We start from the raw sequence: 24054 nt of genomic DNA, 5'->3' as shown, positions 1-24054 counted from the left end.
TGTGACCCACAGCACATGACCTCGTGGAAGCGGGACTTTGCGAGCGGCCTCGTCGTTCTCGGTCCCATTCTCATCACCCTCTACCTCCTCTACTGGCTCTACGGGATCATCGCGGGGGTCACCCCGGAGTTGATCCTCGACGCCAACGTGCTCCGATGGCTCATTCCGGACGGCGCGTTCGAGGGTGCGGCCCGAACCCGCGAACAGGTCGCACAGTTCCTGCGTGTCGTCATCGTCCTCACGGTGCTCATCATCCTCACGCTCTCGATGGGGTACCTGATGCGAACGACGATCGGCGGTCTGGTCGAACGCGTCCTGGACAACGTCGCCAACCGCGTGCCTGGCCTCCGGGTCGTCTACAACGCCTCGAAGATGGCCGCCGAAACCGCCTTCGGGGAGCAGGAATCGCTGCAGAAGCCGGTCAAGATCGAGACCTGGAACGGGGCGCGAATGACGGCGTTCAAGACCGGAAAAACGGCCGACGACGGCCGCGAAGTGCTCTTCTTGCCGACCTCCCCGAACATCACGACGGGGTTCGTCATCGAGGTTGAAACCGACCGCATCACCGAACTCGACGAGGACGTCGAAGACGCCCTGACCCGGGTGCTCAGCGCCGGGTTCGGCGACGCAGATCGGGGCATGGACGCCGGCATCTCCATCGACGTCGTCGACGAACGCGTTGCACAGCACTTCGAGCCCGACTCCGACCAACCGTCCGAGGCGAACGACTGAAACCGAGCCGATTCCGGACAGATCACACCTATGTCGACGCTCTCCGAGGTCCTCGTAATCGCGACGCTCGCCGGTTGTGCGACCGGAATCGGTGCGCTGCCGACGGTCTACACCGACCGGGTGAGCCACAGCGTCTACGACAGTTCGCTGGGGTTCGCCGCCGGCGTCATGGTCGGCGCGGCCGTCTTCGCGCTGATCATCCCCGGTCTCAACCTCGGCTCGCCGCTCGAGGTCGTCACCGGCATCGTCGCCGGCGGGGCCTTCTTGCTCGTCGTCAACGCTGCGCTTCCCCACCTCCACATCAACACCGGATTCCGGGACGAAGCCAGCGGAATGGAGGGAATCGCCCTACTCCAGAGCGACGAGGCCGCGGCCGAACGGGCGGCGATGGACGACGACCGCCGGCGGGCGTTGCTCGTCGGCGCGACCGTCACGATCCACAACGTCCCCGAAGGACTCGCCGTGGGCATCGCCTTCGCCAGCGGGGAGGCGGGACTGGGACTCGCGATCGCGACGGCCATCGCCGTCCAGAACGTCCCCGACGGATTCGCGATGGCGATTCCGGCCATCAGAGCCGGAGTCTCTACCCCGAAGACGATTCTTTACACCACGCTCTCGGGCGGCCTTCCCGAACCGATCGCGGCCGCGGTCGGCTTCGCTCTCGTGGCGGTCGTCACCGGCATCTTCCCGATCGCGGCGGGCTTCGCCGCCGGCGCGATGATCGCGGTCGTGTTCCGCGAACTCATCCCCTCGAGTCACGGCCACGGCTACGCGGACACGGCGACGATGGCGTTTCTCGCCGGATTTTCGGTGATGCTGGTCGTCGACACCGTCCTGGCGGTGTGACTTCCAGTTCGAGTGGCGCTACGACGGGGGCGAATTGGAGACGACCACGCCGACATCCCATCCCGCTAGTCCCGATCGGCGGAAGCGTCGGTCTCGGAGTGGTCTGCTTCGGCGTCCATCGACGCCTGGATCTCCTCAAGCCCCGGGGCTCGTCGCCGGACGATCACCAGAACGAGTCCGAGCATGATCGCCGGAATAACGACCATCGCGACCAGGACGAAGAGGGCAATCTCGAGTTCCGGCGGGCCGGGGATGGTGGCGGGGGCGTGCTCGAGCGAGCGGCTGAATGGATGGCCGAACGAGGGGCCGAACGACCAGTACGGCACGAACATAACACACGTACTCGAGGCGCACATACAACAGTTGTCCTCGTTCTCAGTTCGAGAGGTATCGTCGTTTTCAGTTCACGACGCTCTCGCCCGTCGAGTACGTCCACCTTCCCCGAACCGCTCACTCGAGACCCCGGTCGCTCACTCGAGGTTCAGGCCGCCCACTAGAGACCCAGGAACGACTCGGCATTCTCCCAGAGGAGTTTTCGCTGCACGTCCTCGGGGAAATCAAGTTCGGCGAACTGCTCGAGCCAGGGCTTGGGCTCGAGCATCGGGTAGTCGGTGCCGAACATGACCTTGTCCTTCAGCAGGGACTTCGCGTAGTGGAGCACCTGGTCGTCGATGTAGCGGGGCATCCACCCCGAGAGGTCCATGTAGACGTTGCCCTTCTGCTGGCAGATGGCCAGTTGCTCCTGTTCCCAGGGGAACGCCGGATGCGCGATCAGGATCTGGAGGTCGGGGTAGTTCGCTGCCACGTCGTCGATCAGCATCGGATTGCCGTACTTGATCTTGAGGCCGCGGCCGCCGGGCGAGCAGGCCCCCAGCGTCGAGTTCCCACCGTGAAAGACTACCGGGACGCCCAGGTCCTCGATGGTCGCCCACAGCTCCTCGTGTTCTGGATCGGAGGGGTCGAAGCCCTGGGCGATCTGCTGGAACTTGAATCCCGAGAGGTCGAGGTCCTCAACGCAGCGGATCGCCTCCTCGACGCAGTCGTCCTTGAGCGGGTCGACCGAGCCGAAGCCGACGAAGAAATCCGAGTACGTGTCTCGAACCTCGGCGACGTAGTCGTTGGGCACCGGCGGATTGCCGGTATTGGTCTCGGCGTCCCACCCGAGGAGGACCGTCCGCCCGACGCCCGCCTCGCGGTACTCCTCGATCATGTTCTCGTAGGTGTCGGTCTCGAGGTCGGCCCCGAATCGGTCGGCCGCGTCGCGCATCATCTCCCCGCCCGCGTCGTGGAGGAACTCGCTGGTCGGTTGGTGAGCGTGGGTGTCGATCGCTCGCGGCCCGTCGGCGGCCTCGAGTGCTGCCGGAAGCGTCATACCCGACTTTCCGCTTGCGGCCGTAAAAACGGCGCCGGTTCGCGCTGACAGGCGGGCGCCACCGCATTCAAGACCCTTCCCGACGTAGGTGAGGTATGATTCGCGACCAGTTAACCGAGGTGACCGGCCGGCATCCCTGACGTGGTCAGGTACTGGGCGGATTCGAGAGACGGCGCTTCGAGGCGCGTCCTCGTCGATCGCGTTCGCGAGCGTTTACTTGCGCGCTCGCTCGACTGCTCGTTCGAGTGTCAGCCCGAGCGCTCATTCCTGCGTCCGTCCGAGCGCCCACTCGAGCGTTCGAATCGCGTCGACGCCTCTATCGACCACGATCAGCTACTCGTATGAACGAACGCACACACGAACGGACGAGTGCGGACGCGGCGGCGGACGAACGGGCGATCGTCGCCAAACGCGTCGACTCCGGCGTGCCCGACACCGAGGAGATTTCGGACCTCGCCCGCGCGGCCGGGTACACCGTCGTCGACGAAGTCACTCAGACCAGGACGGCGGATGCCGCCCTCCAGCTAGGCGAGGGGAAGGCGAACGAGCTGGCGGAGGCGGTTCGACGGACCGACGCCGGGACGGTCATCTTCGACAACCGGCTCGGGCCCTACCAGACGTACAACCTCGGACAGCTCCTGCCCGAGGGCGTCACGGTCATGGACCGGTTCACCCTGATCCTCGAGATATTCGGCCAGCGCGCCCAGACCCGAAAGGCACAGCTTCAGGTCGAACTCGCCGAACTCCGCTACGAACTCCCGCGCGTCGAGGCGAAGGCGAGCCTCGCCAAACGGGACGAACACCCCGGCTTCATGGGACTCGGCGAGTACGACGAGAGCCGCGAGCAGGACATCAAAGACCAGATCAGCCGGATCAGGGACGAACTGGCCCAGATCGAGCAGACCGAGGAACAGCGCCGCGAACGCCGACGCGACTCCGGATTCGACCTCGTCGCGCTGGCGGGATACACCAACGCCGGGAAGTCGACGCTGCTCCGACGCCTGGCGCGCGATCTCGAGGTCGAGGAGAACGAGGGCCTCCACCCGGACCTCGACGCGACGGCAGAGTCCCAGGACAGGCTGTTCACGACCCTGGGGACCACGACTCGACGGGCGGACATCGAGCCCCGGAACGTGCTCGTGACCGACACGGTCGGGTTCATCAGCGACCTGCCCCATTGGCTCGTCGAGTCGTTCAAGTCGACCCTCGATTCGGTCTACCGGGCCGACCTCGTTTTGCTCGTCGTCGACGTGAGCGAACCGGTCGAGGAGATCCACGAGAAACTTGTCACTAGCCACGACACGCTCTACGAGCGCAACGAGGCGCCCATCGTCACCGTCCTCAACAAGATCGATCGCGTCAGCGACGAGGACCTCGCCGAGAAACGCGAGACACTCTTGGCGCTGGCACCGAATCCGGTCGCCGTCAGCGCCCAAGAAGGGAGCAACGTCGACGCCCTGCTCGAGCGGATCGACGAAGAGCTCCCCGAATGGGAGCGCGAGCGCCTCGTGGTGCCGATGACGGACGACACGATGAGCCTCGTGTCCTGGATCCACGACCACGCCAGCGTCGACGACGTGACCTACGGCGACGACGACGTGGTAATCTCGTTCCTGGCCCGGCCTGCAGTGATCGACCAGGCACGGTCTCGAGCGAGTGACCTCCAGGCGGCGGAGGTCTGACTGATCGCGTTCGGCACAGATCCTCTTCTGGCACGGGCTCGAGATGAAGCGCTTGCCCCTGTCGAAATCCTCCTTCAGTATCGTATCGCTGTAGCGCGGAATACGCGCTCACGAGGCTTCCCAGGCGTACGTCCACATTTGGATTCAGTTGGTCTGGTTTCACCGTTCAGCTCACTGCTGCACGATTTGAATGAGGTTCCCGCACGTGTCGTCGAAGACGGCCATCGTAACGTCCCCGGCGGTCATCGGCTCCTGAGTGAACTCGACACCGTGCTCGCTCAGGCGTTCGTAATTCCGCGAACGGTGACTGCCATCGCCTGCGTCCCAGCGTTCCCGCCCATCCCAGCAACGACTGGCATGTACGCTGCCAGAATAGCGACGGCGGCAATGGTGGACTCGAACAGTCCAACGACCGCTGCAGCCATAAACGCAGTTCCAAGGTTGAGGATCAGCCACTTGTACCGCCTCCGTATCTTCGCTCCTGGACCGTCGAGGACGCTCTCCTCTTCTGCGACGCCAGTGAAGTCATAGAGCGTTTCCCCCCGCGCCTCTTCGAGCAGTTGCAACAAGTCCTCGGCGTATATCACTCCGAGAATGTCGTCCTCTTCGTCGAGTACGGCGACGGCGTGCTCGCGGTTTTGGCTGAAAATCTCGATCACCTCTTCGTCATCGTGGTCGTAGCGGACGTGTGGCGTCTCCTGTACGTAGTCGCTAACTGTTTCGGTGACGGTATCAGCTATCGACAGTGCCGCGCCGGGGAGTTCACCTTGTAATCTACCATCATCGGTAACGAAAATCGTCGGAACACGTCCCGTTCGCTCTTCGAATTGACGAACCCGCTCGGTCACTTCGGAGAATTGGCGGGTTTCGTCGACGGTAACGTAATCGAGGCTCATCAGCCCAGCTGCACTTTCTGGGTCGAACGAGAGCAAAAAATCGATTTTCTCGCGGCGCTGGTTATCGAGCGTAGCGAGGAGCGCCTCACGTGTCTCTTCATCGGTGTATCTGATAACCTCGGTCACCTCGTCTGGGTCGAGTCGGTCGATAAAGGTCTCCAGTTCCGACCGACTCATATCCACGACGAGGACTTCTTGTACCTCGTCCGGAAGTCCAAAGAAGACGTCCCGCCACTCCGTCCGTGGCAGAGCAGTAAAGGGATTAGACGGCGAAGAAGACATCGCAATCGTCTCCTGAACGTCTGTAGAATGCTGGGATATACACGGAGCGTACAGATCAACCCCTAAATTATAGTCGATAGCCGAATTCGCACACCAATCCTAACACCACCTGGAGAGATAGACAGCTGATCCAGAAACGACTCACACCCATTCTGCCAACATCCTCACCCTATAAATGCGTGACCTGACTCAGTGTGAGCATGGAACGCGTTGCGATCATCGGCGCGTCGATGACCCAGTTCGGCCAGCGCGAGGCGTGGATCCGTGACCTTCTCGCCGAAGCCGGCATCGCCGCCCTCGAGGACGCCGGCGTCGCCTCGGACGAGGTCGAGCACTGCTACGTCGCGAACATGTCCAGCGGCGAGTTCGAGGGCCAGGGTGGCATTATGAACATGCTCGCTCACGACCTCGACCTCCTGCCGGCGTACGCCCAGCGGGTCGATCAGACATCCTCGAGCGGCGGAGCCGGCATCTACGCCGCCTGGCAGTCCGTCGCCAGCGGCGCCAGCGAGATGACCCTGCTCGTGGGTGGCGAGAAGATGACCCACCGCACCACGGGGGAATCGACCGACATCATCGCCTCGATCACCCACCCCGAGGAGTACAAACACGGCGTCACCCTGCCCTCCTTCGCCGGGATGACCGCCCGCCACTATCTCGAGCGATTCGACGCGCCCCGGGAGAGCCTCGGGAAGGTCGCCGTCAAGAATCACAAAAACGGCGTCGACAACCCCCACGCGCAGTTCCGGAAGGAAGTGGACTTAGAGACCGTCCTCGAGTCGCCCATCGTGGCCGACCCCCTTCGACTCTACGACTTCTGTCCGATCACCGACGGCAGCGCCGGACTCGTCTTCTGCCCGGAATCCGTAGCGAAGGAGTACGCCGACGAGTACGCCGTCGTCGCGGGCGTCGCAGGCGCGACCGACACCCACGTCGTCCACGAGCGCCCCGATCCCACCGTGATGAACGGCGTCGTCGAGAGCGGCGAGGCCGCCTACGAGATGAGCGGGTACGGCCCCGAGGACGTCGACGTCGCCGAACTCCACGACATGTTTACCATCCTCGAGTTCCTGCAGATGGAGGGACTCGGCTTCGCCGACCACGGCGAGGCCTGGAAGCGCGTCGAGGCCGGTGAGACCGAGAAGACCGGCGACCTGCCGATCAACACCTCCGGCGGCCTCAAGTCCAAGGGCCACCCCCTCGGCGCAAGCGGCGTCGCCCAGGGCGTCGAAATCTACGAGCAACTCGTCGGCGAGGCCGGCCCGCGTCAGGTCGACGCCGACGTCAGCCTGTGCTGCAACGTCGGCGGGTTCGGTAACTGCGTCATTACGACGATCATGGAGGCTGCAGCATGACGATGGAGGCCTACCGCTACGCCGACGGGACGATCGGGTTCCCCGGCCACCACCTCGGCCCGGACGGCGAGGAACCCGTCGACACGGTCGACCTGAGCGAGTTCACAGCGACGGTCGTCACCTGGACGACGAGCACTGCCACCCCGCCCGGCGTCCGAGAACCGAATCACCTGGCCATCGTCGAGTTCGACCTTGAGGACGCGCTCGAGGTCGACCAGCCGCCCGTTCGCGCCCTGGGTCAGCTCACGACCGGGGACGTCGAGACCGGCGACGAGGTTCGGCCGGTCTACGTCGAGGAACTTCGAGAACCAGGTGTGGGGATCAAAGTGATCGAGAGTCAGGCGTGGGACGGTTACCGGTTCGAACCGGTCTGAGCGGTCGCTCGCTTGCGGACCTAGTCGTCGGCGTCTTCGTCTCTGCCGTCTCTGTCGTCTCCATTGTTTTCGTTTTCGTTGCCGTTTCGTTCGCCGTCATTCGAACCGTCACTCGAGCCGTCGTCCGCCCCCGTTTCGCCGGTACTCGAGTCGCGCATCCCACCTGGGTCATTACCAACTGACTCCCCATCGTCCGCCGACTCGCCGTCCTTCCCTGGCGGCGAGGATTCGTCCGTTTCAACCGTTTCGTCCGTTTCGTCCTCGTTCGAGGCTCCATACCGGTCTCGCAACGTCTTGAGTTCGGCGTCGACGTCCACGCCAGAGTCGGTGGATTCCTCTGGGAGCCGATGGCCGTCGTTGCGGTCTCCATCCTCGTCCCTCACAGACCGCTGGTTACCCACGGATCGCTGGTCGTCGTCCCCGGACTGGATGTCGATCTGATAAGGTTGAGATTCCGAATCCGACCCGGACGCTTCCATCCGGTCGACGCGCTCTGCCAGTCGCTGGTCGATATCGTCGCGAAGCCGTCTGGCATCCTCGAGCAACGTTCGGGTCCGGTCGTCGACCTCTATCCCGACTTCGTCGGCATCGCCCGAAACGGCGTTCTGCAACTCTCGAAGCGCGCGGTCGAGGTGCGTGAGCGTGGTGTCGCGGAGTTCGCTCGAGCGGTCGACCGTCCGATCGGCGGCGTCCGTCGCGGCGTCGCGAACCGCTCGCTGGCCTCGAGCGAGCTTGAGTCCGCGCCTGAGGGCCTCGAGCGCACGGATATTCGCCTCGAGGGTGGCGATCAGGGCTGGAATTGCGACTTCGTCACCGAACCGTGCGAGTTCGCCCGGCGTCGGCGGCCGCAACGGGAATTGCCGTCGACGGTGGTTCCGGGATCGAGCGTCGTCCTCGAGTTCGTCGCGGAGCGCGTTCAGCGTCGCGCTCAACTCCCGAAGCGCTTCGGCGAGGTCGTCGCGGTCGTTGCGGTCGTCGCGATCGTCCATGCGACCACTGCGTGGCCATTCGTGAAAAAATGGCCGATTGGATCTCTCCTGGCGAATTATACGCTGGGCTCGTGGAACGGATTTTGTTCGAGATGAACTTACTTAGATGAATAACGACCACAATGTTTATTGCGGTCGGCGGTGAGGCTGTAAATGGATGCAGACTGAGTCAGGTACCGGTGTGTCAGACGGCGTCACCTTCGCGCAGGCGCTCGACCGACTCAAACGGAACGGAAGTACTGTACTGGTCGTCGGGAGCAGCGAGCAAGCAGCGCACGAAGTCGCGTGTCAGCGCTTGCTCGGGACGCACACCGATAGCGAACGCCATCGGCTCGCCGTGACGGCTCGAGACGCGACGTACCGCGGCCACGGCTGTGTCTGTGAGTCCACGGACGCACGGACGCGTCACATCGAACACACCGTCCAACCAGCACAGGAACCGACCATCGATACGGCCGGTCGGCCGCTCGCCACCCTCGGAACGGACGTCATCGACGCGATTCGAGAAATCGAGTCGACGGAAGACGGACTCGATCCTGCCGAACTGCGCGTCTGCGTCGACTCGATCGTCCCGTTGCTGAGCGAGTACGACCCCGAGGACGTGTTCAAACTGCTCCACATCACGACGACGACCGTCAAAAGTACGACGGGAATGGGCCACTTTCACCTCCCGCTGGCGCGCGATCACGACGCGGTCAACCTGTTCGAACCGCTGTTCGACGCGGTCGTCGAGGTCCGACGCCGCGACGACCGCGTCGAGCAACGGTGGCACCTCCGTGACTACAACGTCCAGAGTGAGTGGCTCGAACTGTAGCCGTTCACTTTCACCCCGCTGACCAAACCCTCTTAGGCGACGGGGCCCCAGTGACTGACGATGGATGGGGACGAGTCGTCGCACTCGACGAGCCCGTCGTTGCCGCCCGCACTCGAGTCGTCCGACGTCGCTGACTGGGACGTCTTCGAGTTACTCGAGCCGGCAGTCCAGGCGTGGTGGCTCGAGGCCTTCGGCGAGTACGTCCCCGAGAACGGCGGCTTCTTCACCCCACCGCAACGCGGCGCCATCCCAAAGATTCACGCGGGAACGAACACCCTGATCTGTGCGCCGACGGGCTCCGGGAAGACGCTGGCGTCGTTTACGGCGATTATCGACGAACTCTTCAAGCGCGACCGGGACGGCGACGGACTCGAGAACGCGGTGTACTGTCTGTACGTCTCGCCGCTGAAGTCGCTGGCCAACGACATTCACCGGAACCTCGAGGTCCCGCTCGAGGGGATCGAATCGATTGTCGAAGAGCGGGGAGACTCGATGGGCGAGATTCGCCACGCGATTCGTCACGGCGACACCAGTTCGAGCGAGCGCCAGGCGATGCTCGAGACGACGCCCCACGTCCTCAACACGACGCCGGAGACGCTGGCTATCCTGCTCAACGCACCCAAGTTCCGCGAGAAACTGCGTAGCGTGGAGTACGTCATCGTCGACGAGATCCACTCGCTGGCGGCGAACAAACGCGGCACGCACCTGTCGGTGAGCCTCGAGCGACTCGAGGCACTGGTCGATCACGACGTTACGCGAATCGGCTGTTCGGCGACGATCGAACCCCTCTCACAGGTTGCAGAGTTTCTGGTCGGGTGTGAACCGTCGAACGAGCCGGGATCCGGCGCCAATTCTGCAGTCAATTCGGAGATCGATCTGGAACCGGAGGGTGAACGCACCCCTCGAGACTACGACATCGTCGACGCCCGCTTCGCCCGCGAGTTCGACCTCCGCCTCGAGTGCCCTGCCGATGACCTGATCAACACCTCGCGAGACCTCGTCCAGGACCGGTTCTACCGACTCTTACACGAGCACATCCAGAACCACACCAACACACTGGTCTTCACGAACACCCGTTCGGGTGCCGAGCGCGTGTTGCACACGCTTCGCGAGCGGTTCGACACCTACGACGAGGACAACTCGGGGTGTCACCACGGCAGCCTCTCGAAGGACGTTCGTCACCGGGTCGAAGGAAAGCTCAAAGCGGGCGACCTCGACGTGGTGACGTCCTCGACCAGCCTCGAGTTGGGTATCGACATGCCCTACGTCGACCTCGTCGTGCAGGTCGGCTCGCCGAAGTCCGTCGCCGCGTTGCTCCAGCGCGTCGGCCGGGCGGGCCACCGGGTCGGCCAGACCGTCACGGGTCGAGTGATCGCCCTCGACCGAGACGAGTTGCTCGAGTGCGCCGTAATGCTCAAGAAGGCCCAGGAGGGCTTCGTCGACGCCGTGTCGATCCCCGAGAACGCCCAGGATGTCGCCGCCCAGCAGGTCTACGGGATGGCGATCGCCGAGATTCGGCCAGAACGGGAGGTGCTCGAGATCTTGCGGCGGGCGTATCCCTACCGACGCTACGGCGACGACGACTGGGAGCAACTCCTCGCGTACCTCACGGCTGAGTACGCCGGTATGGAGGACCGAAACGTCTACGCGAAGGTCTGGCGAGACGCGAACGATCCGCCCGACGGCGAGCACCACTACCCCGAGTACCCCGTCGGTGAGGTGCTGATGGGCAAACGTGGCCGGCTCGCCCGCGTCATCTACATGACCAACGTCGGTACGATTCCGGATTCCTTTACCTGTGATGTCTACACCCGCGCCGATAGTGCGTGGGTCGGCCAACTCGACGAAGGCTATCTGGACACCCTCGAGAAGGGCGACGTGTTCGTCCTCGGCGGCGATCACTTCGAGTACCGCTACCGGCGCGGATCGAAGGTATACGTCGACCGGACGAGCGCGCGGCCGACAGTGCCGTCCTGGTACTCCGAGCGCCTGCCGCTCTCCTCGGACATGGGTCGCGAGATCCTCGCGTTCCAGCGGACGCTCCTCGATCACTACGCCGATGGCGGCTCCTCTCGCGTCCGCGCCTGGCTTCGTCAGTTCTCGCTGGACGACTCGAGCGTCCGCGCGATGTCCCGGCTGTTCGACTACCAGATTCGCTACGCGGGCACGGAGAGCGTGAGCACGCCCGACCGACTCGCCGTCGAGGTCGAACGCGACCGCGACGAGTACGAGCGCCACTACTACGTCCACTCTTGTTACGGCCGTCGCGTCAACGACGGCCTCTCGAGACTGCTCGCCTACCGATGTGCCCAGGAGGCGACAGCGGACGTCCGCGTCGCCGTCGCCGACAACGGGTTCGTCCTCTCGATGCCCCTGAACCGGAAGGTCGACCTCGTGGGCATTCTCGACGACCTCGAGGTCGAGGACGTGCGCCCGGACCTGCGAAGCGCGCTGTCGGGAACCGACCTCCTCCAGCGGTACTTCCGGATCAACGCCACGCGCTCGCTGATGATCCTCAAACGGTACAAGGGCTACGAGAAGTCCGCCAGCGAGCAACAGGTCTCGAGCGAGATGCTGCTCGGGTTCGCCGAGGGCCTCGAGGACTTCGCCGTCATCGAGGAAACCTACCGCGAACTCCTCGAAGACAAGTTGAACGTCGCGGAGATCGAAGGCATCGTCTCCCGCCTCGAATCGGGCGAACTCGAGGTCTCGAGACGACTCGTCGACTCGCCGACGCCGCGCGCGTTCGGGCTGGCGACGCTCTCGGCGAGCGACGTGGTGCTGGCTGAAGACGAGAGCGCCGTCTTGCAAGCGTTTCACGAGCACGTCCTGGAGGAGATCGGCGAGGGTGCGCTCGCCACGTCGGCCAAGGATCGATAGGCGGATCGCGTTTTCCGGCCAAAAACCCAGTTCGTGCTCGAGAAGCGTTCCCCGTCCCGTTTACAGCGACTATAATTTCAGTTTCTGCTGGTAAAATTGTTTCGCGAAACGATAACGACGGATATACCTCGACATTTAGGGACACCGCTTTCATAGGTGTTCGTTGGCCCGCTATCCGGAGACATGAGCAGCCAACTCGATAACGCACCCCAAGGAGAGATAGGACTCGACTCGACGGAGGACGAAACGGACGCGTTGACGGGAGAACTCGTCCAGGCAATCGCGGCCCTCGAGGAAGTGCCCGAGACCGACGTCGGACCGTTGTACGAATCCGTCGAGCTGGAATCGGTCGTGACGCTGCTGCGTCACGCGAGCGCGCACGATTCGACGGTCAATGTCGAATTCGAACACGAGGGCTACACCATCACCATCGGTTCCGACGGAACCGTTCGAATTTACGAGGGAGACCCACAGATCGGCCAGCAGAACGAATCTGCGTGAGAGGAATCGATGGAATGCGTAAACAGGAACTCATCCATTTACACGCTCTCGCAGTCGAACTTCGCAAAGACGTAACCGAACACGAGACGATGCCGCCAGACGCGTTCGAGGAGTACGATGGGTACGGGGTCGCTCCGACGTCGATTCACTACAACAAGCCTCGTCACAAAGAGAGTCTGCTGTTGCTTCTGGATGGAATTTGTCGCACTGTCCGTCGGCCGCCGACGCAGGACCTCCCCGACGGGATGCGGTGAGACCGGCCGAGCACGCGTGAAGACGTGCTGTCGTCTCGCTGGTGCCGTCAGCCACGACTCTGTTCGAGGACCGTGCGTGACATATGTCTAATTCGCTCGAGGGTGGCGCGTGACGCATGTCTAATCCGCTCGAGCAGTACACGGTCGAACGGTCGCGGCCGCGTACCAGAAAATTCAGAAATCTTACAAAAATTCGTAACCGCAATCCCCTAAGTACCATCGGTACGTCCATCCCACGACGTAGATGAGTCGAACCGGGATTTCCGCGCCAATCGGCAGGTACTATCTCTTCCAGGCCACCGACTCGGTCGGCTTCATCTGGCCGGTGTTCACCCTGTTCTTGCTCTGGAAGGATCTCACCTTCGCTCAGATCGGGACGCTCGGGGCCGTTTCGGCACTGCTCGTCGTCGTCCTCGAGGTACCGACGGGCTACGTCGCGGACCGACTCGGTCGTCGAAACGCGCTCGCGATTGGGATGGCGGCGATGACGCTGTCTATTGCCGGGTTCGTCGTCGCCGATTCGTTCCGCTCGTTTCTGGTTCTCTACGCCGTCTGGTCGGTCTCGCTCGCGTTTCAGTCCGGAACCGCGGACGCCTGGCTCTACGAGACGCTTCGAGCGGGAGACGGCGAAGGAAACGAGGCGGATTTTACTCGCATCCGCGGCCGAGGCGGGTCGGTCCACCAGTGGGTCTCCGCGGTGACGATGATCGGTGGCGGCCTCCTCTACGCGATTGAGCCGACCTATCCGTTTCTCGCTTCGGCGGCACTCAACGGCGCTGGCGTGGCCGCGGTGCTCACCATGCCGAAGAACGCCCAGTTCGATGGCACCAGTGAGACGAGCGTGGCGGACTCTCCTGGCGTGCTCGAGATGCTCTCGATGCTTCGACGGCTGTTCGCGGGTCCATCGTTTCGCGTCTTCGTCCCACTCGTCGCCCTGTTTTTCGCGCTGGTCAACGTGGCAGACACCTACATTCAGCCAATCACCGTTGAGGTGTTGAACGACGCTCCGCCGCTGTCGATCTTCGCCGGATCCCTGCCGGAGGAAGCTGCGCTCGGATTCCTCTACGCCGGATTCGCCGTCCTCGCGGCTATCGCGAGTTATCATGCGGAAACCGTTCGATCGCTGGTGGGCCTCCGGACGGCGCTGCTGACAGTTCCGGTGGTGACCGCCGCGGCCGTGCTCGTCCCTACCGTCGTTCCGGTGCTCGCCATTCCCGTCTTCTTCGGAATGAAGGGGGCTCGAGCCCTGTACGAACCGCTGGTCAATCAGTACCTCAACGACCGGTCAGCGTCGGTCGGTCGCGCCACGGTCCTCAGCGCCGCGTCGATGGGGTACGCGCTCGTGCGCGTCCCGTTGAAACCGCTCGCGGGATTCGTCGCGGACCTGACCTCGCCGATCACGTTGCTGGCACTCCTCGGTGGGGGCTTTCTCGCGTTCGCACTCCCGCTGATAGCCCTTCGGTCCCCGATCCCCGAAACCGCGTGCTCGAGCGAGGAACGGCCATCGTTCCAGGACGCGTCGGTCGATGGACGGCAATCGGGTCGAGACTGACTCCCCCGGCTCGTCAATCACTCCGGTGACACGGTAAACGTCACCCGCGCGTCAGCGCCGTCGGCGAGCGCCGCCACCAGGTCGCGGTCGAACCCCTCGGCGGCGAAGTCGGCCTCGAGCAGGACCGTCCGCTCGTCGACGTACTCGCTGGTTCGCCCGACGGCACTGCGCGCGCTGGCGAACTCGAGGTCGGGATCACCACGCCCCGTCATGCTCTCGGTGAGTCCGTCGACCTCAATGGTGACGGTGATTAGCGCATTGGCGTCTCGACAGGCCTCGACGAAGTCCGGATCGAAGTCGGCAGGGGCGCGGTCGGCGTCGATGGCGAGGATGCAGTCGCCGGCCGGCGTGAGGTAGTCGTCTGTCGTAATCTCGAAGGTGCTCGCGTGCCGGGCGGAGACGTGCTTGTGGCCGCGGGCGTGGACGACCTCCGTCAGGGTGCTCGAGTCGTCACTAACGTCGGCGTCGCCTTCCGCTTCCTCATGGCCGTCGCCTTCTACGTCGGTGGCGTCGCGCATACTCGAGCCAGCATCGGGACTGTCAAAACGGATTCGGAAACGTGCTAGCGATCGAAAACGCTCCACGAGGTGACAGTCACAATCGTCCAACCGCGAGCAAATCGCAAGACCGATACTCGCGGCGACACGTCGGATGACCGTGCAATCGACGCTCGTTCGGATTCTCGTCTGGATCGGCGTCGGGCTGTGGACCGTTTGGGCCGTGGCGGTCGTTCTCCTCGTACTCGGTCGATTCACGCCCCTCCCGTCGTTCGATCTCGTCGCCTCGACCGTTTTCGTCGGTGCCGTTCTGGCGACGGTCGTGGGTATCGGGCAACTACTCCGAAATGGATACCGGTGGCTCGTCGATCGGTGATGCCGTTCGATAGTCGGTATCCGCAGTAACGAGAGCTGTTGCCCCTCTATACCAGGCTCGCGCCGTCGAAGGCCGACCGTTTGACGTCGACCTCGAGCAGGTCGAGAATCGTCGGGGCGACGTCGTAGAGGTCGGCGTCCTCGATGGTGGCCTCGGGGTCGTCGATGAAGAGGCTGGTATCGTCGAAGCTGTGCATCCCGTTACGCGGGCCCGTAGTGAAGATGTCGCTGTCGGCTTTGAACCCCGACTTGAGGTCGAAGCCCTTGGCCGGAATCGCCACGAGGTCCGGTGCGATGTCGTCGTGGTCGCCGCGGAACGCCGTCTCCTTCTCGACGACGCGGTCGACCACCTTCCGACCGTCGGGACCCTCGAGGTCCTCGAGCATGGCCTTCAGTTCGTCCCGAACCGCGTCGTAGTCCTCCTGCGGGACCGATCCGCGCGGTTCTCGGCCCTCGAGGTTGAGGTAGAACCGGCCGGGGATGAACGAGTACGCGCGCGTCTCGTCGGCGATGTCACCGAGTTCGTCCGGGTTGTCGGTATCGAAGGAGAGCCACCCCTCCTCGCGGAGCCACTCGTTGAAGTGAACCTCGTAGTCGAGGCTAGTGAAGCCGTGATCGGAGGCGACGATCAGCGTCACGTCATCGGGCAACATCCCGCGAATGCGCCCGATGTAGTCGTCGAGCTTCTCGTAGAACTCGAGGAACTCCTCCCTGTACTCACCGTCGCGCTCGTAGTCCTTGAACAGGAAGTGGTTCACCCGGTCGGTCGTCATGAAGACGCCGAAGAAGAGGTCCCAGTCGTCCGCCTCGAGGTAGTGTCGGAACGCCTCGAAGCGAGCGTCGAGCGTCTCGTGTGCGTCCTGGATAAAGTCGGTCTTGTCCGCCTCGTGGCCGAGTTTCGGGTTGACGTCGATGCGGTAGTCGATCGATTCGAGGTACTCGCGTACGTCGTCGGGAAAGGCCGCCTTCTCGAGGTCGGGGGAGAGAAAGCCCGAAACCATCCGCTGGACATCCCGCTGTGGCGGGAATGTGACGGGAACGTTGAACACGGTTGCCTTGCGCCCCGCCTCCGTTACGCGGTCCCAGAGGCGAGTCGCCTGTACCTCCCGTCCCATCGGCACGTACGTCTCGTAGGTGCCGACCTCGCGGTCCTGGAAGCCGTAGACGCCGGTCTCGCCGGGGTTGACGCCGGTCGTGAGTGCCGGCCAGCAGGCGCTCGATTCGGGAGGGACGATGCTCGAGATCTCGCTCGCGGTCCCCTCGTCCGCGAGCGCGGCGAAGTTGGGGAATCGATCGCGGTTGTTCGTCAACAGACTGTACGGCACACCGTCGATACCGATAAACGCGACGCGCGGGTTCTCATCGCCGCGCAATCGGTCGAACAGACCCATGGGGGTCCGTAGTTCGACCGGCTACAAGAAGGTTCTTCTCGAGACACTGTTTTCGAGAACGATAGAGCCCTCGCATCCCGCCGAAAGCGATCGACGCCACTGCAGCCGATTCAATCTCGACGCTGATTCGGCGCGTCGGGGTCGAAGTTCGTTGGCACGACCGTCAGGTGGGCCATTCCGGCTCCATCCGTCGAGTCGTCCGCCGACGCCGCGTCGTGAGTCGGGTGCTGGTTGGTCGCCATCTCGACTCTAGCTACGCCAACGACACCCATAAAATTACCCATGCTCATAATGCATCGTTCGGACGGTGGAGATAACTCTCGAGTATCACTCGACGAACGGCCGCAAAACGGGGGTGGGCTACCCGAAGTGCTCCTCGTAGAGGTCCTGGGCGTGCTCGATTGCGTCGTAGGCAGCCTGCTTGTCCTCCCAGCCCTGCGTCTCGACTTCCTTACCCTCCTCGAGGTTCTTGTACGTCGAGAAGAACTCGTCGATCTCGTCGCGCTGCTGTTGCGGGATGTCCTCGAGGTCCTGGATGTGATCGTACCGGGGGTCCTCCTCGGGGACGGCGACGACTTTGTCGTCCTGTTCGCCGTCGTCGTCCATCTTCATGAGCGCGACGGGGCGGGCCTCGATGATACAGCCGGGGAACGTCTGGTCCTCGACGAGCACGAGCACGTCGAAGGGGTCCTCGTCGTCGTAGTAACTCTGCGGGATGAACCCGTAGTCCGAGGGGTAGTGGACGTTCGAGTGGAGTACTCGGTCCAGGACGACACCCGGCACGTCCTTGTCGTACTCGTACTTGTTTCGCTCGCCCTTGAGACACTCGACGACAGCGTAGATCGTTTCCGGTGCGTTCGGTCCGGTCTCGAGGTCTTCCCAGAGATTGACCATACAGGCAGGTCCGCGGTCGATCAAAAAGTACTTTCGTAATCCCGTGGAGCCACGACGTGCTGGTGTTTCACGTGGCAGCCGAACGAACCGAAATTCGCCCGCATACGGGCCTTCTGCCCCGCGTAGCACCTGTTATTGCGCACTGGCGCAAATTGAATAGTTGGTAACTCTTAAATATCTTGGTGACATTTGCACATCCATGTCAGAGGCACAAGCAATCACCGGCGAGCAGAGTATCGCACGTGAACTTACCGCGTTTCAGCGCAACATTCTGGTCATCCTGGCGAAGGAGCCAATGTACGGCCTGGCCATCAAGCGCGAGCTTGAGGACTACTACGGGACGGAAGTCAACCACGGTCGACTCTACCCCAACCTCGACGAACTCGTCGACCTCGGTCTGGTCGAAAAGAGCGAACTCGACAAGCGGACGAACCAGTACGAACTGACCGACGACGGCTACGAGGCCGTCCTCGACGGTCTCGAGTGGTCGCTTTCGAAGGTCGTCACGGGCGACGACCGCGCCGACGAGATCGGCGAGATCATCGAGAACAGCTACTGAAAACCCGTTCTGACATCACTGAGACGGTTCCGACCGGAACTCGGGCACCGGTTTTTCGGCCGTCTCGTAGATACGCTCGAGAGAGTCGTCTATAGCGTCGCGCTGTTCCTCGGAGGGCCAGGCATTGCGAACGAAGTACTCCGACCGAAACTCCGCGAGTTCGTCGCTCGAGGCGGATGTGATCGGTTTCGCGTAGTGGTTCCCCATAAAATCCGCGAGTGCTTCGGCGGTGTCGCCGTGGACGTCGCCGTGGACGGTGCGAACCTCGGCCGCGAGCGCCCGGTTTTGCTCGTCGACAGTGTCCCAGTCCTCGGGGTCGCCCGGCCCGTCGAGCGGAATTTCGACCGCGCGCGTGAGGTCCTCGATCCGGTCAGTTCTGATGACCCCGGCTTCCTCGTCGTGCCACTCCTCGGGATGTAAGACGAGTACCTCGTCGCCGTCGTCCGAGCGGACGTGGTCCGTGTAGTCGTGTTCTTCGAGCAAGCGTTCCCGGCGGTCGGCGTAGGCCTCGCGTTCCCCCTCGTCGATGGCGTTTCGCTCGAGACATCGGAGGCGTTCGGCCTCGTCGACGACCTCGGCGGGCAGGTCGTGTGCTGCGTCGGACGCACCGTCGGCGTCGTTCTCGCGCGGTTCGGACTCGAATGCGTCGTGGCCGGTCATTCGTCCCGAATTGAGGGGCTCGAGGCTATTGTGCGTGCTGTTTCTGCTCGCGTCGGCGCTACGATCGTCTGGAGTCGATACGTGTTCGGCTCGAGTTGGGCACGGATGAGGAACGGATGGCGCACCAACACCGCACTGGCGGGAGCTGTTCCCTGCCGACGTGCGTTCGAGTACCCGGATCAGTCGCTATCTGTGGACGGTCTTTTCGGTGCGTATTACTCGGTAGTGAACCTGTCTCGAATCTATACGACACCGTTTCACATGCGCTCAGCGAATGTACGAATGAACGGGTACGACAATGAGTGTTCACGTTGACATCGGCGAAAACCGAAACGTTCGATTGACCGACGAACGCATCGAGTGCCGACCGCCGAATCGGATCGCGTTCGCGGCCGAGGGGGTGATTACGGTGACCAGTGAGTTGCTGGGCGAATTCGAAGGCGCCTCCCTGAAACCGGTACGCGTCGATATTTCGGTCGACGAGTCACGCACCATCAGGACCGATCTCGAGGAGGAGGCCTCGCTTCGGCTCGAAACGGTGGACGTCGGCGTCGAAACGCCTGATACTGACGATCTCTCGCCAGGGATGGACACGGTCTCCGCTTCGTCAGGCGACGGCACCGGGTCGACCGACGCGTCGCCTGGAGCGATCGCGTTCTCCGTCGAAGGAGCGATAGTAGACGTGCCGACGGAGTCGTTCGACCCCATCACCGACGGCTCCCCGTCGCTCGAGTCGATCGTGTTCGCCGTCGACGCTTCGGTCAGGACAGACGGTGGAGCAGACGACGCCATTTTCTCACTCGATCTTCTGGGACGTCGCATCGTCATCTACCGAAACGGCGCCATCGACGTCGGTACGGGTGAGAACGGGGTGAACGTCGACATCCTGTGACGAGAGACGGTCGACGTTCCCGGCCGGCGAGAGCCGGAAGCCGAACAGATTTCGCGGCCCTCTCACTGAGACTGGTCCATCGCCTCGTTCGCCAGCGCGTCCGCTCGGTCGTTCACTTCCCGGGGAACGTGCTCGAGCGTCCACTCGTCGAACTCACGAAGGAGTTCGTGGACGGTCACCCGCTTTTCGCGCAGTTCGGGATTGTTGGTGTTGTACTCGCCGCGGACCTGCTTGACGATCAACTCCGAATCACCGCGTACGTGGAGCTCGTCGTAGCCGTAGTCACGGGCCGCCTCGAGCGCTGCGATCAGGGCCTCGTACTCGGCCTGGTTGTTCGTCGCGCGACCGATGGTCTCGCTCCCTTCCGCGACGATGCCCTCGCTCGTGACGATCACCCAGCCGATTCCGGCGGGCCCGGGGTTGCCGCGCGCACCGCCGTCGAAGTAGACGTGCGCGCGACCGCCGCCCTCGCGCAGGAGAGCCTCGAGGTCACGGGGCCTACCTCCCTGTATGACCACCTTGTTCTCGTAGGCGACGGCCGTCGCACCCCCGTGAGACACCCGCCAGCGCTCGTGATCGGTGTTTCCCGACTCGACCATCACTCCCGCATCCTGGAGACGTTCGCGGGCGTCTTCGACGTCGCACTCGATGACCGGCATTCGCCGAATTGTCGGCGTACTCCGGCTAAAACTGTTGTGGTTTCGATCCGAAAATGGGGCGTAAACCGGTCCGAGTCCATCGAATTCGGCTGATCCGATCCCTGCAACGAATATTGGGACCAAAGATTTATATAATACCGTGCTACTACTATAAAAGTGCGATGACACGGTCCACCCGCCAGCGGGAGCGAATGCGCGAGACGGACGAGACCGAGGATCAAGAGGGGGTACGTGCGTGCCCCGAGTGCAACTCGGACAATCTCGTCAAGGACTCCGACCGGGGTGAGCTCATCTGTGAAGACTGTGGGCTCGTCGTGGAGGAAGAACAGATCGACCCCGGCCCGGAATGGCGGGCGTTCAACCACCAGGAACGACAGAACAAGTCCCGCGTCGGCGCGCCGACCACGCAGACGATGCACGACAAGGGGCTCACGACGACGATCGACTGGAAGGACAAAGACGCCTACGGTCGATCCATCTCCTCGAAAAAGCGCAGTCAGATGCACCGACTGCGCAAGTGGCAAGAACGCATCCGGACGAAAGACGCCGGCGAACGCAACTTGCAGTTCGCCCTCTCCGAGATCGATCGCATGGCCTCGGCACTCGGCGTTCCGCGATCGGTTCGCGAGGTCGCGTCGGTCATCTACCGACGCGCGCTCAAGGAGGACCTGATCCGCGGACGATCGATCGAGGGCGTCGCCACGTCCGCACTGTACGCCGCCTGCCGAAAGGAAGGCATTCCGCGCAGCCTCGAAGAAATCTCCGAGGTATCCCGCGTCGAACGCAAAGAAATCGGTCGCACGTACCGGTACATCTCGCAGGAACTCGGCCTCGAGATGAAACCGGTCGACCCGAAAAAGTACGTCCCTCGTTTCTGCTCCGAACTCGAACTCTCCGAAGAGGTCCAGACCAAGGCCAACGAAATTATCGAGAAAACGGCCGAAGAAGGGCTCCTCTCCGGCAAATCACCGACCGGGTACGCCGCCGCGGCGATCTACGCGGCCTCGCTGCTCTGTAACGAAAAGAAGACCCAGCGAGAGGTCGCCGACGTCGCGCAGGTGACCGAAGTGACCATCCGGAACCGGTACCAAGAGCAGATCGAAGCGATGGGCATCCACGGCTAACGTCGGTTAGCCGTTCGTTTTCAGCAGAAAGAAGGCTCGAGAGTCCCTGGACCGTCCGGAGCGCCCGGGCCAACCGTATCACCCGGACCATTCGGAGCACTCGAGCCGCCCAGAAAACTAGTCCCGAGTCGCGTCACTGACAGCCGATTTCCTCGGCTCGCTCGAGCAACGCCGCTTCGCCGATCGGACTGCTCAACTGGTAGGTCAACTCGCCACAGTCCCACGTGACGAGGGTCGTCCCGTTGTAGGTCGAGACGGTCGCCTCGAGTTCGCCGACGTTCTCGCGGTCGGGGTCGTCGCCGCGGAGGCCGCCCTCCGAGACGCTAAACCAGAGGAGGTCCTCGCCAACGCGATACTCCTCGTGGTAGGTCTGGATGCCGTTCCACTGGTCGGCGGACACGGACTGTCGTTCGTACTCGGCGGGGAACGTCGCGTTCGGAACCTCGAATCGCAGGTACTCGTTCGCCTCCGAGCGGTCCTCGAACTCGTGTTGTTCGAACTCCGCCTCCTCGACCGACTGTTCGTCGTCAGTGTCGTTCTCCACTGGCGGGTCGAACAACTCGGCCTTGAGGTCCGCTTCGAACGTGACGGTCTCGAACGTGGTGGTGACCTCGAGTTCGGTACCGTCGACGTCCGTGTACGTTCCCTGCATTGCGAGTGGATACCCGTATTCCTCGTCGATCCAGAACGTCCCGCCCTCGAAGTCAGTCTCCTCATACGCACTCGTCTCGAGCGGATAGACGTAGCGGGTGTCGCCGACGAGCACGCCAACGCCACGGTCGACTGTTGTCTCCTTCGGCTCGACCGAGACGACGTGGGTCGTCCGATTCGCGACCGTCTCGGTCCCCTCGTAGGTCACGTCGTACCGATCGAGGCGTTCCTCCAGCAATCGTGCCTCGTCATCGGCTTCGCTCTCGCTCTCGGACTCGGTTTCGAGATCGTACGTAGTCACGTTGTCAGTCTCACCGTCGGTCATCCAGAGCGTCGAGCCGTTTCGAACGGCGATCCCGCCTTCGTGCCTCTCCTCGAAACCGCTCGAGTCGATCACTTCCGATCGCATCTTCGACGGCGGGCGTTCCCAGACGCGTTCTGTCGTCTCGTACGTTCCTGCACTGTCCGCGAACGTGACCGTTCGTTCCCCGGTCAGCGGCGGTACGTCGTCCGCCGTCACCGCCTCCTCGAGAAGCGTTTCCCCATCCGGTTGCGCCTCTCCGGAAATTGCTACCGTGCACCCGGCACAGACGACCACGAGTGTGATCGCTACGAGAACCAGTCCGTCGTGAGTCCACCCCATACGCATTCGTACGCTTACACTCTTATCTAAGCATTTCCATGTCGGGGAAAATATCAATGGGGGTGGATGCAGTTGAGCCGTCGAGTGTGTGCGTACACCTCGGGCGTGGATGGGTCGGATCGACGTGACGAACGTGGTGTCAGAGGCACGCTCGGCTTGATGGATGCAGTGGAGGGCCGACTCCGCCCAGCACGCCGGTTACGGCCTGCAACTATCCGTTGAGACCGATGTAATATCAATTCGGACGAGCAACTTCACGCAGAGAAAAGACCGTGGACTCTTTAAGAACCATCGCGTCCTTGATGTACGGTTTGGCCACCACTGAGTAATATATTCGGGGAATATATCCCAGGTTTTCGCAAAATCGGTTCTGTACCCTCGAGATGTCGTATAGGTCGAATCGGTCACTAGCGCCGCCCGAACGTCGTTCTATGGACTCTCTCGTTACTATCTACGTCACCCTCCCCCGCGGCCCCATACCCCTACCCCTATCCCTACTTCGTGCCGTACAGCGAGTACGTGATCGCCAACAGCCCGAGCAGTCGACTCACGTTCTCGAGGAAGACCGTCGTCGCCTGGTCGGCGGCGGTGAGCGTCGTCACCGAGACGTTGATCACGAACGGGCCGAGCGTCAGCAACAGTAAGCCGATGGCGAGATACTTCATCGCCCGGCTGTCGTTTCGCCGATAGCCGCGGTAGGCCTGGACGGCCAGAATCGTCCCAACGAGCGCGACGAGGAGCAGACTTGCGACCGTCAACAACTCGAACATCGACGCCTGGTCGAGGCGGACGACGCTCCCGGTCATCGCAATCCCTCCCACATTCGGGTGAACTTGTCGGCGACGTCTTCGTCTTTCCGGGTGATTTCGAGGGACAGTTCGCCGTCCTCGAGGGTCACCTCGAGTCGCTCGAGGCGGGCCGCGTAGACGCTGTAGTGGTTGCCGTCCGGTGCGAGTTCGGTCTGTTCGCTGATCAGGTCACACTCCCGAAGTCGCTCGAGGCGACGGTAGATCGTCGGGAGCGACGCGTCACAGCGGTCGCTCAGGGTGCTGGCGGACATGGGTTCGGCGCTCGTTTCGGTGAGGATCGCGCGGGCGTACTCGTCGTCGAGGAGAGCCAGTAGTTCGGGGGGATCGGCGTCCTCACTCACGTTTGATACGTCGTTCCCACACAGCTATCA

General features: G+C 62.9%; 27 protein-coding genes and 1 pseudogene. 14 read left to right on the top strand and 14 right to left on the bottom strand.

Annotated elements, in window-relative coordinates; translation table 11 throughout:
• Nucleotides 1-15: 15 nt before the first annotated feature.
• Nucleotides 16-732, top strand: a complete 717-nt coding sequence (locus tag AC6I65_RS10260; RefSeq protein WP_312908138.1) for a DUF502 domain-containing protein — start codon at nt 16-18, stop codon at nt 730-732.
• A gap of 30 nt (nt 733-762) precedes the next feature.
• The gene (locus AC6I65_RS10255) at nt 763-1578 is read left to right on the top strand and encodes a ZIP family metal transporter (RefSeq protein ID WP_497901804.1); all 816 of its coding nucleotides are present in this window, start codon (nt 763-765) and stop codon (nt 1576-1578) included.
• A 65-nt stretch (nt 1579-1643) separates the two neighbouring features.
• Here the strand turns inward: AC6I65_RS10255 and AC6I65_RS10250 are convergent, their stop codons facing one another.
• Complete coding sequence (locus AC6I65_RS10250; protein WP_497901803.1) at nt 1644-1910, bottom strand: hypothetical protein; 267 nt, start codon at nt 1908-1910, stop codon at nt 1644-1646.
• 161 nt (nt 1911-2071) lie between these two features.
• Complete coding sequence (locus AC6I65_RS10245; RefSeq protein ID WP_497901802.1) at nt 2072-2950, bottom strand: amidohydrolase family protein; 879 nt, start codon at nt 2948-2950, stop codon at nt 2072-2074.
• 341 nt (nt 2951-3291) lie between these two features.
• Between AC6I65_RS10245 and hflX the strand changes: the two genes are divergently transcribed.
• Nucleotides 3292-4632, top strand: coding sequence for a GTPase HflX (hflX, locus tag AC6I65_RS10240; protein WP_497901801.1), 1341 nt, complete (start codon nt 3292-3294; stop codon nt 4630-4632).
• 171 nt (nt 4633-4803) lie between these two features.
• Here the strand turns inward: hflX and AC6I65_RS10235 are convergent, their stop codons facing one another.
• Nucleotides 4804-4878, bottom strand: coding sequence for a hypothetical protein (locus tag AC6I65_RS10235; protein WP_497903192.1), 75 nt, complete (start codon nt 4876-4878; stop codon nt 4804-4806).
• Nucleotides 4879-4919: 41 nt separating this feature from the next.
• A pseudogene (locus AC6I65_RS10230) lies at nt 4920-5810 on the bottom strand (magnesium transporter); the annotation flags it as partial.
• 200 nt (nt 5811-6010) lie between these two features.
• Here AC6I65_RS10230 and AC6I65_RS10225 point away from each other — a divergent pair.
• Both AC6I65_RS10225 and AC6I65_RS10220 read left to right on the top strand, forming a co-directional pair.
• On the top strand, nt 6011-7165 hold the full coding sequence (locus tag AC6I65_RS10225; protein ID WP_497901800.1) for a thiolase family protein: 1155 nt from the start codon (nt 6011-6013) through the stop codon (nt 7163-7165).
• Nucleotides 7162-7539: a nucleic acid-binding protein gene (locus AC6I65_RS10220; RefSeq protein ID WP_497901799.1), complete on the top strand. Its 378-nt coding sequence runs from the start codon at nt 7162-7164 to the stop codon at nt 7537-7539. Before AC6I65_RS10225 ends, AC6I65_RS10220 begins: the two co-directional genes overlap by 4 nt.
• A 20-nt stretch (nt 7540-7559) precedes the next feature.
• On the opposite strand, the gene AC6I65_RS10215 is transcribed toward AC6I65_RS10220, so the two are convergent.
• Nucleotides 7560-8528: a DUF7547 family protein gene (locus AC6I65_RS10215; RefSeq protein ID WP_497901798.1), complete on the bottom strand. Its 969-nt coding sequence runs from the start codon at nt 8526-8528 to the stop codon at nt 7560-7562.
• 157 nt (nt 8529-8685) lie between these two features.
• Here AC6I65_RS10215 and AC6I65_RS10210 point away from each other — a divergent pair, with 157 nt between their 5' ends.
• From AC6I65_RS10210 to AC6I65_RS10190, 5 genes are all read left to right on the top strand, one after another.
• On the top strand, nt 8686-9342 hold the full coding sequence (locus AC6I65_RS10210; protein WP_497901797.1) for a DUF7504 family protein: 657 nt from the start codon (nt 8686-8688) through the stop codon (nt 9340-9342).
• A 60-nt stretch (nt 9343-9402) separates the two neighbouring features.
• Entirely contained in the window at nt 9403-12222 is a 2820-nt protein-coding gene (locus AC6I65_RS10205; protein WP_497901796.1) for an ATP-dependent helicase, read from the top strand.
• Nucleotides 12223-12405: 183 nt separating this feature from the next.
• Nucleotides 12406-12723 (top strand): HalOD1 output domain-containing protein, encoded by a 318-nt coding sequence (locus tag AC6I65_RS10200; RefSeq protein ID WP_497901795.1) that lies wholly within the window; start codon nt 12406-12408, stop codon nt 12721-12723.
• A gap of 14 nt (nt 12724-12737) precedes the next feature.
• On the top strand, nt 12738-12977 hold the full coding sequence (locus tag AC6I65_RS10195) for a UPF0058 family protein (protein ID WP_497901794.1): 240 nt from the start codon (nt 12738-12740) through the stop codon (nt 12975-12977).
• Between the two features lie 244 nt (nt 12978-13221).
• Complete coding sequence (locus tag AC6I65_RS10190) at nt 13222-14529, top strand: MFS transporter (RefSeq protein WP_497901793.1); 1308 nt, start codon at nt 13222-13224, stop codon at nt 14527-14529.
• Nucleotides 14530-14546: 17 nt separating this feature from the next.
• On the opposite strand, the gene AC6I65_RS10185 is transcribed toward AC6I65_RS10190, so the two are convergent.
• A complete protein-coding gene (locus AC6I65_RS10185) occupies nt 14547-14966 on the bottom strand; it encodes a DUF371 domain-containing protein (protein WP_497903191.1) in 420 nt (139 codons plus the stop codon).
• Nucleotides 14967-15180: 214 nt separating this feature from the next.
• Here AC6I65_RS10185 and AC6I65_RS10180 point away from each other — a divergent pair, with 214 nt between their 5' ends.
• Nucleotides 15181-15402: a hypothetical protein gene (locus tag AC6I65_RS10180; RefSeq protein ID WP_497901792.1), complete on the top strand. Its 222-nt coding sequence runs from the start codon at nt 15181-15183 to the stop codon at nt 15400-15402.
• 46 nt (nt 15403-15448) lie between these two features.
• On the opposite strand, the gene AC6I65_RS10175 is transcribed toward AC6I65_RS10180, so the two are convergent.
• The 3 genes from AC6I65_RS10175 to AC6I65_RS10165 all read right to left on the bottom strand — a co-directional run bounded on the left by AC6I65_RS10175 (nt 15449) and on the right by AC6I65_RS10165 (nt 17686).
• On the bottom strand, nt 15449-16792 hold the full coding sequence (locus AC6I65_RS10175; protein ID WP_497901791.1) for an alkaline phosphatase family protein: 1344 nt from the start codon (nt 16790-16792) through the stop codon (nt 15449-15451).
• A 110-nt stretch (nt 16793-16902) separates the two neighbouring features.
• A complete protein-coding gene (locus AC6I65_RS10170) occupies nt 16903-17034 on the bottom strand; it encodes a hypothetical protein (protein WP_256548162.1) in 132 nt (43 codons plus the stop codon).
• A gap of 118 nt (nt 17035-17152) precedes the next feature.
• On the bottom strand, nt 17153-17686 hold the full coding sequence (locus AC6I65_RS10165; RefSeq protein WP_254156555.1) for an inorganic diphosphatase: 534 nt from the start codon (nt 17684-17686) through the stop codon (nt 17153-17155).
• Between the two features lie 199 nt (nt 17687-17885).
• Between AC6I65_RS10165 and AC6I65_RS10160 the strand changes: the two genes are divergently transcribed.
• Complete coding sequence (locus tag AC6I65_RS10160) at nt 17886-18245, top strand: PadR family transcriptional regulator (RefSeq protein ID WP_254156554.1); 360 nt, start codon at nt 17886-17888, stop codon at nt 18243-18245.
• Between the two features lie 15 nt (nt 18246-18260).
• Here AC6I65_RS10160 and AC6I65_RS10155 read toward each other — a convergent pair whose 3' ends face one another.
• Nucleotides 18261-18905, bottom strand: coding sequence for a DUF7108 family protein (locus tag AC6I65_RS10155; RefSeq protein WP_497901790.1), 645 nt, complete (start codon nt 18903-18905; stop codon nt 18261-18263).
• 298 nt (nt 18906-19203) lie between these two features.
• On the opposite strand from AC6I65_RS10155, the gene AC6I65_RS10150 reads away from it, so the two are divergent.
• Complete coding sequence (locus tag AC6I65_RS10150) at nt 19204-19797, top strand: hypothetical protein (protein ID WP_497901789.1); 594 nt, start codon at nt 19204-19206, stop codon at nt 19795-19797.
• A 62-nt stretch (nt 19798-19859) separates the two neighbouring features.
• Here the strand turns inward: AC6I65_RS10150 and rnhA are convergent, their stop codons facing one another.
• Entirely contained in the window at nt 19860-20456 is a 597-nt protein-coding gene (gene rnhA / locus AC6I65_RS10145; protein WP_497901788.1) for a ribonuclease HI, read from the bottom strand.
• 161 nt (nt 20457-20617) lie between these two features.
• On the opposite strand from rnhA, the gene AC6I65_RS10140 reads away from it, so the two are divergent.
• Nucleotides 20618-21580, top strand: a complete 963-nt coding sequence (locus AC6I65_RS10140) for a transcription initiation factor IIB (protein ID WP_254156548.1) — start codon at nt 20618-20620, stop codon at nt 21578-21580.
• Between the two features lie 133 nt (nt 21581-21713).
• On the opposite strand, the gene AC6I65_RS10135 is transcribed toward AC6I65_RS10140, so the two are convergent.
• The 3 genes from AC6I65_RS10135 to AC6I65_RS10125 form a co-directional block, all read right to left on the bottom strand.
• Nucleotides 21714-22874 (bottom strand): LolA family protein, encoded by a 1161-nt coding sequence (locus tag AC6I65_RS10135; RefSeq protein WP_497901787.1) that lies wholly within the window; start codon nt 22872-22874, stop codon nt 21714-21716.
• Between the two features lie 494 nt (nt 22875-23368).
• The gene (locus AC6I65_RS10130) at nt 23369-23680 is read right to left on the bottom strand and encodes a DUF7521 family protein (protein ID WP_497901786.1); all 312 of its coding nucleotides are present in this window, start codon (nt 23678-23680) and stop codon (nt 23369-23371) included.
• Nucleotides 23677-24024, bottom strand: coding sequence for a winged helix-turn-helix domain-containing protein (locus AC6I65_RS10125; protein ID WP_254156545.1), 348 nt, complete (start codon nt 24022-24024; stop codon nt 23677-23679). Before AC6I65_RS10125 ends, AC6I65_RS10130 begins: the two co-directional genes overlap by 4 nt.
• Between the last annotated feature and the right edge of the window lie 30 nt (nt 24025-24054).

Source organism: Natronosalvus sp. KLKA75, from assembly GCF_059736265.1.
This window is presented reverse-complemented; position numbering and strand designations above follow the sequence as displayed.